This is a genomic window from Pseudonocardia sp. SID8383, assembly GCF_009864975.1.
In the GTDB taxonomy this organism is placed as follows: domain Bacteria; phylum Actinomycetota; class Actinomycetes; order Mycobacteriales; family Pseudonocardiaceae; genus Pseudonocardia; species Pseudonocardia alni.
On record NZ_WWFY01001138.1, the window covers coordinates 1 to 241 of the forward strand.

Consider the following 241-nt stretch of genomic DNA (forward strand, 5'->3'; position numbering starts at 1 on the left):
GCTCCATCCGGCCACCCTGCCCACCGCCGCCGCCCCCCACACCGGAACCGGACCCCTCCGTCGCGAACGCGAACGCGTGATCACGGATCGGGCACCGGACGCGTCGGTGGGCGACCGGGGCGGTGCCCGATCCGTGATCACCCCCGGGCGCGGGGGTGCGCGGTGGCGTAGACCTCGCGCAACGTGTCGACGGTGACGTGGGTGTAGATCTGCGTGGTCGCGACGCTCGCGTGCCCGAGCA

The 241-nt window shown here is 74.3% G+C and carries 1 pseudogene; it reads right to left on the reverse strand.

The features are described from left to right. Positions 1 to 137: 137 nt before the first annotated feature. Positions 138 to 241 (reverse strand): annotated as a pseudogene (locus GTW08_RS27500) (site-specific tyrosine recombinase XerD); the annotation flags it as partial.